The following is an 11635-nucleotide window of genomic DNA, read 5'->3' on the forward strand; positions in this document are numbered from 1 at the left end:
CGCTGCACTACCCACCGCCGTCACACCCGCTCGAAATCAGGAGAGAGTCGAGAGAAAACGATGGGCCGGACGTCGAATGCGAATTGACGCATTGCGCTGTATGGCGGGAGCAGCCGTGGTGCTGCTCTCGCAAGGATGCGTCGCGTCGATGGATGAGCCGGTGGACGCGGAGCGCGCCGAGGTCGGCGAGGCCGCGCTGGCGGTGAAGAGCTATGCGCAGACGCGGTATCCCATCGTGCTCTGTCACGGGATGGCCGGCTTCAGGACGATGTTCGGTGTCGTCGACTACTTCGACGGGATCGCCTCGGCGCTGCGCTCCGGCGGAGCGGAGGTGTATGCCACCGCGGTGCCCCCGTTCGACAGCACCGAGGCGCGGGGGGAGGCGCTGCTCGCGCAAATCGAGGATATCGTCGCGCGTACCGGGAGCGGGAAGGTCAACCTGATCGGGCACAGCCATGGCGGGCTCGACGTCCGGTATGTCGCCGCGGTGCGGCCGGATCTCGTCGCCTCGGTGACCACAATCGGGTCTCCTCACCAGGGGGCCGAGCTCGCCAGCTATCTCCAGGACAACCTGCGAGACGGCGGGTTCGCGCAGGGGGCGCTCTCGTTCCTCGCCAACAGCCTCGGCGCGGTGCTCAGCCTGCTCAGCGGGCACTCGTCCCCTCAGGACGCGATCGCCGCGGTGAGGTCGCTCTCCGCCGCCGGGATGCGCGAGTTCAACGCGCGTTACCCTGCCGGGCTGCCCGACGGCCGGTGCGGACAGGGCCCCGCCGAGGAGGGCGGCGTGCGCTTCTTCTCGTGGTCGGGGACATCGGTCATCACGAGCCTCATCGATCCGACCGACCTGACGCTCGGGCTCATCTCCAAGCTGTATTCGGAGTCGAACGACGGCATGGTGGGCAGGTGCAGCTCCCACTTCGGGGAGGTGGTCCGCGACGACTATGGGATGAATCACCTCGACGAGGTCAATCAGCTCTTCGGGTTTATCAACCTGTCTGGCCCGAACCCGAAGTCCGTGTTCCGGTCGCACGCGAGCCGGCTGAAGGGCGTCGGTCTCTAGCTTCCTGGGAGGCCCTTCGTGGCACGTCGTGACAGGACCGCTCTGATCGTGGCAATGGCGCTCGTCGCGGCGCTCGGCGTCGGGCGGCTCGTCTCGGGGGAGCGGACCCGGCCGGCGGCGCCCTCCGAGCGGTCGAACGGGGCCGCGCGCTCCGGTCGGAAGGAAACGCTGCCCGCGCTGTCGGTGGCGCCGGCGCCCACGCGCCTCCGGCGAGCGCTGTCTGTGTCGCCGCCCCCCGCGGCGCCGCGCTCGCCGGCGATCACCGCGCCGCCCTCGCTCCGCGGCACCGACGTCGACGGCGCGGTGATCGCCGACGAGCGCGGCGATCTGGTCGTCGGACCGGAGCTGCTCGGGCTGTTCGACTACTTCCTCAGCGCGGCCGGCGAGGAGCCGGCGGCGGCGATCAGGGCCCGCATCGTCGCGGCGATCCGGGAGCGGGCGCATGGGCCCGCGGCGGAGCAGGCGATCGCGCTGCTCGATCGGTATCTCGGCTACCGCGAGGCGGCCAGCGCGGCGCTCGTCGAGCGGGACGCCGATCCGGCGGCGCGCCTCGCCGCGCTGCGCGAGATCCGGCGCGCGTGGTTCGGCGAGGCGTCCGCGGCGCGGCTGTTCGGCGACGAGGAGCGGGAGCTCGAGGCGACGATCGAGGAGTCCCGAATCATCGGGGACGGGACGCTCTCGCCGGAGGAGCGCGACGCGCGCATCGCGGACGTCGAGGCGGCGCTCCCGGAGATCGTCCGCGAGGCGCGGGAGGCCGCGACGCGCCCGCTCGCGCAGCAGGCCGAGGAGCAGGCGCTCCGGGACGCGGGCGCCTCGGACGAGGAGCTGCACGCGCACCGGGCCGCGACCGTGGGCCCCGAGGCCGCGGACCGGCTCGCGGAGCTCGATCGGCAGCGCGCGGCCTGGCAGCGGCGCCTCGACGCCTTCGCAGGCGCGCGCGCGGACCTCGAGGCGACGGTCGTCGATCCCGGCGAGCGGCGCGCCGCCGAGGAGGCGCTGCTCGGGCGCTCGTTCACGCCCGAGGAGCGGCTGCGCGTGCGGGCGATCCTGGGCCTCGCGCTGTGACGGGCGTGCCTACATCGATCCGCTGATCGAGAGCCCGAGCCCGTCGGGGGTGACGAGCGGGGCCGCGCCCACCTGGAGCACCTGGCCGCGCTGCAGCGGCACGCGCACCTGCCGCGGCATGGCGATGCCGCCGAGCAGCATCCCGAAGCCGACGGCTTGCCCGGCGCCGAGGAGGGAGAGGCCGACTGCGCCGGTCGCCGAGTGCCGCCCCGTGCTGAGGTGGATCCACGGACCCGCGAGGGGGATCAGCAGCGAGGCGGGGTTGGCCGAGGTGCGTTCGTGGCGCCGGACCAGGAAGCAGGTGCCCTGAGAGCACTGAGGCAGCAGGCGGAGGTGCAGCTCTGGCTGCGCGAGGGCGAGGGCGGCGCCGCGGATGGCCGACGCGGCCCAGAAGCCGCCCAGGGTCGACGCGCCCGCGATGATCCAGCGCGCCCTCCGCGGGTTCGCGACGTAGCTGACGGTCGCGGCCTGCTGCGGGGCGCGCTGCGTGACGGTCGCGGCCTGCTGCGGGGCGCGCTGCGTGACGGTCACGGCCCGCTGCGGAGGCCCGGCACGACCCTGCGGCGGGGCCTGAGGCGAGATGGACTGAGGTGAGGTGGCCTGAGCCGCGCCGTCGGCGGAAGCGCTGGAGATGCCGAGGCAGAGGCCGATCCCGAGAAGCCCGGAGAGCCCTTGGACGACGCCTTTCCCCCTTGTTGACCTACCGCTGGTTCTCCCCGTCTTCGAAGTCCACATGCGCCCCTCCCGGTGCCATCGACGCACCTGCGATGGAGAGAGCAAGCGTCGGGCCTCCTCCGGGAGATGCGTTTCGCCCCCGTCGATCGACTGCCCTGGATCCGGGCCATGGAGGTGCAGAGAGCACAGCGGGCAAGGAGCGCACAGCGATTCTCTTGGATCCCCTCCGAGTCCTCGACGACTCTGTGATTCCACGTCCTGGAGAAGAGGTGTTGAGCCCTGCGTCCCCGGAAGACCTCGCCAACGAGGAGCGCTGGCGCGGCGAGGCCCTACGAGCTGCCGCGTCCTCCGTCTCTCCGGGCTTCGTGCGCTCCGGACCCGAAGGTGGTGCTCGACGCGCTCGTCGACGCAGGCGCGGCGAGCGCGGCGCCGACATCCGGGCAGGCCGCCCAGCAGGCCAGGATCGAGGCGGAGCGCCGGCGGCGCTCAGCGAAGGATCAGGCACGTCGTGGTGGCGTGCGCGTACAGGGTGCCGTCCGCGTCGCGCAGCGTCCCGTCGGCGGTGGCGTGGCGCTTTCCGAGGTGGACGACCCGGCCCTCGGCGAGGAGCTCGGGCCCGCCGGCGCGCGGGGCCCGCACGAAGCTGACCTGGATCGAGACGGTCGAGTAGCCGACCCCCGCCTCCAGGGACGCGTGCACGGCGCAGCCCATCGCGGAGTCGAGCATCGTGCTCAGATAGCCGCCGTGGACCATCGCGATCGGATTCTGGTGCTGCTCGCCGGGAGATCCGGCGATGACGACCCGGCCGGCCTCCACCGCCGCGACCCGGAGCCCGAGCAGGCTCGCGATGGGCGCCATCGGCAGCTCCCCGTTCATCATGGCCGTGAGGTAGGCGAGGCCGGACATCGACTTCACCTTCTCCACGGCCGGCGCAGGATCTTGCCACGTCACCACCAGCTGTCGTTCCTGATTCGTCGTCATGATTCCCTCTCTCCCTGTTCCCGAATCTGACGTCCATGACGTCCGTGACGTCCGCGCGAGCCCGCGATCGATGGGCCTCGGAGCCTATCCGTGCAAGGAAGCGAGCTCAAGGCCGCCGCTGTCCTCCCGTCCGGCGCGGCGCGCGCCGGCGTGGGTGATCGCGACGCGCGCGGGCTGCACCTCCTCGTCGCTGATCACCGCGCGGACCATCTCGGCGATCCGCGTCCAGACGGAGCCCTTGCGGTACGGGAGCCCGACCTCCCTGCAGAGCGCCTCGACGTCCCTCGCGACCTCGGGGTACTGCCGGAGCGGCAGGTCCGGCCAGAGGTGATGCTCGATCTGATACCCCATGTAGCCGTGCAGGAAGTCGGCGGCGCGGCTGGGGCTCTCGTAGTTCACCGAGCCGACGATCTGCCGGATGTAGTATTCCTCGCGGCTGCGCGCCGCGCCCTCGAAGATGGGGATATCGAGGCCGGTGTGGGTCGGCGCGATCACCGCGAAGCTGTGCAGGTTCGACAGGAGCTCCGCCGCCACGCTGTTGACGAGCACGCCGAGCGCCGCCCCGCGGCCGAACGGCAGGAACGCGAGCGGCAGGAGCACGAAGTGCACGAGGGCATACGGCAGGTACGAGCGGAGCAGCATCTCGCGGTCGAGAAGGCCCCTGGGCGACCAGGCCGCGCGCTCGCGCCCCTCCGTCGGGGCCTCGGCCGCGCGCTCGCGCCGCCTCCGGAGGGCGCTCCGCGTGGCCGGGCCATAGTAGATCCACTTCCACGTACACGCCGTCAGGAGCAGCGCGAGCGCGCGGACGGCCTTCGGCTTGCTCTTCAGCCACGCCATGTTGACGGCGACGCGATCGGGATCCCGCTCGTCGCCGGTATAGCAATGATGAGAGACGTTGTGCTGCGCCTGCCACGCGTCGGCGTCCAGCCAGTCGAACCAGTCCCACAGGCTGCGACGGCCCCGCGCGAACGTGCGGCTGTTCCATGCCGGATCGCCGTCGGCGACCCCGTCATACGCCTTGTGGAGGACCGGATGCGCGACGACGACCCACCTGGCGAACCGGCCCAGGGCGATGAGGATCATCGAGAGCGGGTTGGGCCCGAGCGCCGAGGTCGCGTACCCGACGGCGGAGAACGCGCGCCCCAGCAGGGAGAGGCGCTTGATGTGGCGCAGATCCTCCGCGCCCGTCCGGGCCGTGGTGCGGGCGCGGATCGCCTTGATCCCCGCCATCAGCAGCCGGGCATCCTCGGCCGATAGCGCGGTGGTGCGAGGGGCCCTGTCGCTCGCCGCGGGCGCGGTGCGGGGATACGCATCATCGATCTTCATCGCAAGCTCCATCCTCTCCGTCATCTGCGTTTCCAGCGAAGCGAGGCGTGTCACGGCCATGGCGATGATCCGAGCGCTCATGACGCGCCCTCGGGGGCCCGGTGGCGGCGCAGCCAGGCGGCGATCTGCTCGTACGGGGTCCGAGGCACGGCCGGGTCGAGGCCGAGATCGAGCGTGCGGGGGAGCGCGATGTGGCCGCCGCCGTCCATCCAGACGACGCGGGCGGGCGACGAGAGCCCCCCGTGCGCGCCGAGGCCGGCGAGGGTCGCCGGGGGCACCATCGGATCCTGGCGCGAGTAGAGGAGCAGCGCCGGCGTGGTCAGCGATCCAAGGATCCTCCCGGCGCCCTGGGCCTCGTAATAGGCCGTGGGATCGCGGAAACCGAAGCGGCGGACCACCGTCAGGCGGTCCCACTCGCGCAGCGTCGCCGCCCGATCCACGGCCGACGGCGGGACGGGCACCTCCCGCCGCAGCGCGATCTCCCGGTACATCCGCTTCAGCCCCCCGAGGACGTGGCGCCGGTACACGACGCTCTCCGGGCGATCCATGTGGCTCACCGCGCGATCGAGGTAGAGGGGCGAGCAGATCGAGGTGACGGCCGCGAGCCGCGGGTGCCCCGCCGCGGCGAGGTGGAGCGCCACGTGTCCGCCCATCGAGAAGCCGACGACGAAGATCCGCTCGTACCTCCCGACCGTCGGGTCGCCGCTCAGCACGGCCGCGAGGTCCTCCCAGAGCCCAGCGTGGTGCAGGTCGTCCGGGTCGCGGGACGATCCGCGCTGGCCGAGGCGGAGCACCGACAGCCCCTGCGCGCGCAGGGCGGCCGTCGCCGGGCGCAGGTAGGCCGAGCGCACGTCCCCGCCCATGCCGTGCAGCAGGACGACCAGATCGCGGCTGCCCGGGGAAGGGAAGTACAGGCCGGTCAGCGTCGCCGCGCCGTACGGCCCGCCGGGGACGCGGAACCGCCAGGGGATCGCGAAGGAGCGCTCCGGGGTGAGACCGCTCGTCACGAAGCCCGCGATGGTCGCGATGTGGCCGCGGACGAGGCGCATGAGAGACGCGCGCTCGCCCCGCCGCGCCGCGGCCACGGGCTCGGGGCGCTGGATCGATGGTGCGCGGTCAGGGGCGTTCTGCTCGATCATGGGTCCTGTCCCTCTTCTTCTCCGCCGCGAGGCGCGCTGTCCGGCTCGAGCTCACGATCCCCGGGTGTTCGCGGAGGAGCCGAGCCCGAGCGACAGCCGGCCACGCGCTCCACGACGGCCAACACGGGGCGGCGTGGGTGCGGCGGCGAGAGGCGTCAGTGCAGCAAGGATGCCAGTCGCCAGCGGGCCTCGGTCCTCACGGCGCCGCCCTCTGAGCCCCGGCGCGGGCGCGCCCGCGCGTCCTCGGGGATCCAGCGGGTCTGGGCTGCCTCGGCGCGGACATCCGCTTGCTCGATCGAGCAACGCGCCGCGCTGCCGGCGGTCGATGCGACCGGCCGACCAGCCGGGGTAAAGGGAGCAGCCTCCAGCTGGGGGCTGCGGCCTCCATGGGAGGAGCGCCCGCGCCGCGCGGCGTGAGGGCTCCGGACGCCGAAGAGCGGCGCCGGACGGGCGGCGTCGCGCCGCAGCTGGCTGGCACCGCGGTTGCCATGCAGCAGCCGGCATAAACGACGGCATCGCGGCCGCGCTGCTGGCCGGCCGCGTCAGCGTCCCTTGCAGACCGCAGGTCTGCGCGGAGGAGCCTACCCATGAATCCCGTGGCCATGACACCAGGGGCTGTTCAGATCGTGACGGGCGTCGTGCTCGGTTATCTCACCGTCTCCATGGCGGAGTCGTTCCTCCACCGGAACGCGCTGCACGCGAGCGTCAAGGTCCGCCGCGCGGCGAAGCGGCTCGGCCGCCCGGGCCGCCCCCTCTTGCGCGCCTATACGAGTCACACCGTCGTGCATCACGGCAAGACCTACCGTGAGAGTCACGTGCGGCAGTTCCAGAGCCGCGAGGAGCAGGAGCGGCTGGATCGCTGGATCGTCGAGACCCAGGGCGACCGGCGGATGATCCGGGAGCAATACGGCGTCTCGCTGGCCGGCCTGGGGATCCTCGCGTTCGCCGCCCCCGTGCTGCCGTTCTTCGCGCTGTACGCGATCTTCCTCCCGGCGCTCGTCTTCGTCGGCGCCCTGCTACCGCTCGTGGTCTATCCGCTGTCGTCGCTCGTCCTCCACCCGTACCTGCACATGCCGCGGGCCGAGGCCATGGCCCGCGCGTCCCGGCCGATGCGGTGGCTGCTCGGCACGCGCTACGTGCGCTTCATCTCCCGCCACCACTACCTGCACCACCGGTACATGCACTGCAATTACAACCTCCTCTGGCTCGGCGACCTGCTCCTCGGGCGGCACCGCCTGCCGAGCGACGAGGATCTCGCCGAGATGCGCCGCCAGGGGATGATCTGCTGATCCGCGGGGCAGAGCTCCCGCCAGGTGCCCGGTCGACGCCGCGCCATTCAGCCCCGATGGCGAGTGCGTCGCCACCGCGTCCGACGACGAGGCCGTGCGGGTGTGGAACAACCTCGAGCCGCTCCACGGCGTCGACGCGCGCAAGTTTTGGATAGAAGAGACTATCCGCCATGCTCCATGGATGACCTCCAGCACCTCGCGCACGGCGTCTCGGACGACCTTGTCCTCGAACGCCGAGATTTCACTCGGCGCCGCCGGGCGTCATGGCTCTCCGCCTTCAGCTCTGTTTCCCGATTCCATTCTCCACTTCACGGAGTTCTATCACAACGAGGGTCGCGACCGCCCGGATGTGTGCGCGGCATGTGGACGGATCGGATCCGGAGTTTATATGATGAGTGTCGGCGACATCTCGCCGGCGCGAGATGACGCTTGCGTGGTCCTGCGCCCATCTCGACTCGATTGCATCAGCACCACATCGGGGGACGACATGACGTACATCAGGAGATTCACGGCGCTGCTGGCGATATCGGCCGCGACCGGGATGATGGGCTGCATCGCGGCATCCGGATCGAGCGACGAGGCGACGGGGGCGAACGAGGAGATCGTCGGAGAGGCCTCGAACGCCTTCACCCGGGTGCCCGTCTTGGCGGTTGGGTATGTTCGGCGTATCTTCCTGCGCTACACCCCCGACGCCAACGGCCCGGTGGCCATGTCCATTCCGGTCGGATCCAGGGTCACCCTCGTCTGCCACACGAGGGGAGATTGGGTGTATGGTAGCAACCTCTGGTACAAGCTCGACAATGGCTACTACGTGCCCGACGCGGTGGTATGGACGGGTACCAGGTACCCTGTCGAACCGGAGTGTACAGACTAGGCCGATGACAGTCTCCTGATATCTGTCGGCCTGTTACCGCTTCTCCTCCCTGGCGTGTAGGCAAAAGAAGCCCGAGCGCAGCGCAGCGCAGCGCAGCGAATGCGGGAGAGAGAGCAACCGCAAGGGCGCAAGGGGCGCAAGGGACCAGAGGCGAGATATTTTCTTGCCTTCCCTTGCGCCCCTCGCGCCCTTGCGGTTGCTCTTCCCTTCTGTTGATTTTCTCGGAACTCCAACGTGAACGGTGCGCTAGGGCCCGATCCGCGAGCGCCTCTGCGAGAGGCTCGCGGCGCTGGCCTCACGGCGGTGACGCGAAGGCCGGCGCCGGCCCCGGCGCGAGCCGCTCGGGCGCAGGGGAGCCGCTGGCCCGCGGCGCGCTGCGAGCAGCGGGTCGGCCATCGGGGGCTGGCGGGCCTGCGCAGGAGGGGGGCAAGTGTTGCATAGGACACAAAATGGGGCGCGTAGGAGGGCGGCAAGGACTGCGCAGGAGGGGCGGCGGCGCTGCGCAGGAAGGGCCGTGGGCTGCGCAGGAGGGGCGGCGGCGCTGCGCAGGAGGGTCAGTGGGCTGCGCAGGAGGAGCGGCGGCGCTGCGCAGGAGGGGCGGCGGCGCTGCGCAGGAGGGTCAGTGGGCTGCGCAGGAGGAGCGGCGGCGCTGCGCAGGAGGGGCGGCGGCGCTGCGCAGGAGGGTCAGTGGGCTGCGCAGGTGTACGAGCGGAGCCCTGGCAACACGTCTGACCGGGAGCTGCGGTGACACGTTCCTGAGCTACAGGTCCCTGCTCCGGGAGGACTGGAAACAGGGACCGGATCCTCGTCGACGCGACACGCTCGCCGCACTTTCTCGGACCGCCAGGATCTAACCACGAACAGCTCCCCGTGGTCGCGGTACACACGAGCCTCTCCTCATGATGCGGCGTGAGTTCGCGCAGGTCACCGCGCCCTGGCCAGCCTCAGCTCCTTAACAGCAAAAGCCCACGCTGAGACGAGACGCAGGTTCATTCCATCAGGATCGGCGAAGCCGCGCACTGCGTAAAGGCTCCCCGGAGAGCGCGATCACGCTGTCCGGACATCGCGCGCCATTTCGCGCGATTCCGACGCTGCCCTCGAAATAGAGGAACGAGAGGCCGGCGAGGGGGGCCCTCGCCCCCGGGCGGCGGCTACACCGCGCCGTCGCGGAGCCACTCGCCGAACCGCTCGCCGATCATCAGCGCCGTCAGGTTCGTGTTCACGCTCGGGATGGTCGGCATGATGCTCGCGTCCGCGACGACAAGGCCCTCGACGCCGCGGACCCGCCCGCGCCCGTCGACGGCCGCCGAGAGGTCCCCCTCGGGCCCCATCGGGGCCGTACCGCAGGGGTGGTAGCCCGAGCCGCAGCTCCGGGTGATCCACCGCTCGAGCGCCTCGCGCCGCATCAGCGTGCGCTCCGTGGGCCACACGAACCAGGCGAGCTCGCGCATCGGCGCGGTGCGGGCGATCTCGTACGCGAGCGTCAGCGCGTCGACCGCGCGCGACAGGTCGTCCCGGTCGACGAGCAGGTTCGAGACGATGCGGGGCCGCGCGTGCGGGTCGGCGCTCACGTGCTCGATGCGGCCGACGCCGCGCGGCTTGCCGATGCAGCACGCGAGCGCGAACGCAGGCACCGTGAGGCGCGGGTGCAGCGGGAAGAACGAGCCCGGCTGGAGCATCACGTCGTTCGGGTACGGGCTCCCGCGCGACGTGTAGCGGAGCATCGTCTGGACGAGGGGCTGGCGCAGGACGTCGATCAGGCCGCGGCGGCGCGGCCACAGGCCGATGGCGGCCCCCGGGTGATCCAGCAGCCGCGCCCCCACGGCGGGCACGTCGGACACGAGCTCGACCCCGAGGCGCGCGAGCTCGGCCCGCGGCCCGATCCCGCTGCGCAGGAGGATCCCGGGCGTCGCGATCGCGCCCGCGCTCAGCACCACCTTCCGCGTCGCGACGACCTCGACGCGACCGTCAGTCTCGATCTCGACCCCCTCGACCCGGCGGTTCCGCACGAGCACCCGCCGGACCGTCGTGCGCGGCCGGAGCCGCAGGTTCTCGCGTCGGCGCACCTCGACGGTCAGGTAGCAGCGCGCCGCGCTCATGCGCTGCCCGTCGATCTTGTTCATCGCGTGCGGCCCGACGCCGCCGGGCGCGCGCGGATCGTTCGTGTCCACGCACTCGGGGTGGCCGAGCGCCCTGCACCCGTCGACGAACGCCGCCTGCCACGGCACGAGCTCCTCCCGCCGGGCGCGGCGGATCGGCACCGGGCCGCCCTTGCCGTGCCAGGGCCCGCCGAAGTCGAGATCGTCCTCGAGGCGCTTGAAATAGGGCAGGCAGGCGTCGAATCCCCACTCGGGCAGGCCGAGCGCGGCCCACTCGTCGTAGTCGTACGGCTGGCCGCGGACCGCGATGCACGTGTTCACGGCCGACGAGCCGCCGACCACCTTGCCGCGCGGGAAGAGGAACATGATCTGCCCGGGCGTCGGCCGGTGGCGATAGCCCCAGTCGTGCGCGAGCCACGAGTTGCGGGTGCCGTCCCGCAGATCGGCGGGCAGGCGCTCCGGGTCCGGGTAGTCCGGGCCGGCCTCGAGCAGCAGGACCTCCCGATCCGCGCGCTCGGTGACCCGCGCGGCGATCACGGCGCCCGCCGAGCCGGCCCCGACCACGACGAGCTCCGCGGCGCCGGCCGGGCGGGGCGAAGAAGACAGCGACGATCGAAACACCTTGGAAACTCGACCTACACGGGATCGCGCCGCCGGGCAACGAACCCTCGAAACTGTCCTCGCTGTATGACCGTCTTGCGGCGCCAGAGCGCCGCACGCGGCGCGCGGCGTACGGCGCGCGCGCCCGTCCGATGGTCGGATGATCCGCCCGGGAGGCCACATTGGAAACACCGAGGTTCATACAGGGTGTCTACTCGTTCGAGGGGCAGGGCCTGGAGCAGCCGGTGCCCCTTCGTCCGGCGGTCGGGTACACCGTCCCGCGGGACAAACGCGCTCAGCTCATCTACCTGCGCGCGGGAAACTCCACCTCCGAGCTCATCTACCTGCTGCTCAAGCGCGACGGCCACCCGATGCGCTACTTCCCGATCGGCGCCAAGGCGGCGATCCACGTGCCCCTCGTGATCGTCGAGGACATCCACCCGGAGAGCGTGATCGAGCTGTGCGTGGGCGCGCCCGAGGGGGCGCGCGGGCTCGCGACGATCGACATCGGCCTGGCGGAGATCTGA

At 71.6% G+C, this 11635-nt stretch carries 10 protein-coding genes; 5 read left to right on the forward strand and 5 right to left on the reverse strand.

Annotated features, from left to right (window positions below; translation table 11 throughout):
* Positions 1–148: 148 nt before the first annotated feature.
* Positions 149–1060: an esterase/lipase family protein gene (locus WME90_RS18055; RefSeq protein WP_437282389.1), complete on the forward strand. Its 912-nt coding sequence runs from the start codon at positions 149–151 to the stop codon at positions 1058–1060.
* Between the two features lie 54 nt (positions 1061–1114).
* Positions 1115–2125 (forward strand): lipase secretion chaperone, encoded by a 1011-nt coding sequence (locus WME90_RS18060; RefSeq protein ID WP_437283623.1) that lies wholly within the window; start codon positions 1115–1117, stop codon positions 2123–2125.
* A 9-nt stretch (positions 2126–2134) separates the two neighbouring features.
* On the opposite strand, the gene WME90_RS18065 is transcribed toward WME90_RS18060, so the two are convergent.
* The 4 genes from WME90_RS18065 to WME90_RS18080 all read right to left on the reverse strand — a co-directional run bounded on the left by WME90_RS18065 (position 2135) and on the right by WME90_RS18080 (position 6246).
* Positions 2135–2656, reverse strand: a complete 522-nt coding sequence (locus tag WME90_RS18065) for a hypothetical protein (protein WP_437282390.1) — start codon at positions 2654–2656, stop codon at positions 2135–2137.
* A gap of 630 nt (positions 2657–3286) precedes the next feature.
* Positions 3287–3781, reverse strand: a complete 495-nt coding sequence (locus WME90_RS18070; protein WP_437282391.1) for a PaaI family thioesterase — start codon at positions 3779–3781, stop codon at positions 3287–3289.
* Positions 3782–3865: 84 nt separating this feature from the next.
* Positions 3866–5107, reverse strand: a complete 1242-nt coding sequence (locus tag WME90_RS18075) for a fatty acid desaturase family protein (protein ID WP_437282392.1) — start codon at positions 5105–5107, stop codon at positions 3866–3868.
* Between the two features lie 77 nt (positions 5108–5184).
* A complete protein-coding gene (locus tag WME90_RS18080; protein WP_437282393.1) occupies positions 5185–6246 on the reverse strand; it encodes an alpha/beta fold hydrolase in 1062 nt (353 codons plus the stop codon).
* Between the two features lie 587 nt (positions 6247–6833).
* Here WME90_RS18080 and WME90_RS18085 point away from each other — a divergent pair.
* Both WME90_RS18085 and WME90_RS18090 read left to right on the forward strand, forming a co-directional pair.
* Positions 6834–7535 (forward strand): hypothetical protein, encoded by a 702-nt coding sequence (locus tag WME90_RS18085; protein WP_437282394.1) that lies wholly within the window; start codon positions 6834–6836, stop codon positions 7533–7535.
* 487 nt (positions 7536–8022) lie between these two features.
* Positions 8023–8409 (forward strand): hypothetical protein, encoded by a 387-nt coding sequence (locus WME90_RS18090; protein WP_437282395.1) that lies wholly within the window; start codon positions 8023–8025, stop codon positions 8407–8409.
* Positions 8410–9560: 1151 nt separating this feature from the next.
* On the opposite strand, the gene WME90_RS18095 is transcribed toward WME90_RS18090, so the two are convergent.
* A complete protein-coding gene (locus WME90_RS18095) occupies positions 9561–11129 on the reverse strand; it encodes a GMC family oxidoreductase (RefSeq protein WP_437282396.1) in 1569 nt (522 codons plus the stop codon).
* Positions 11130–11290: 161 nt separating this feature from the next.
* Between WME90_RS18095 and WME90_RS18100 the strand changes: the two genes are divergently transcribed.
* Complete coding sequence (locus WME90_RS18100; RefSeq protein ID WP_012236117.1) at positions 11291–11635, forward strand: hypothetical protein; 345 nt, start codon at positions 11291–11293, stop codon at positions 11633–11635.

Source organism: Sorangium sp. So ce375 (assembly GCF_051473855.1).
Classification (GTDB): domain Bacteria; phylum Myxococcota_A; class Polyangia; order Polyangiales; family Polyangiaceae; genus Sorangium.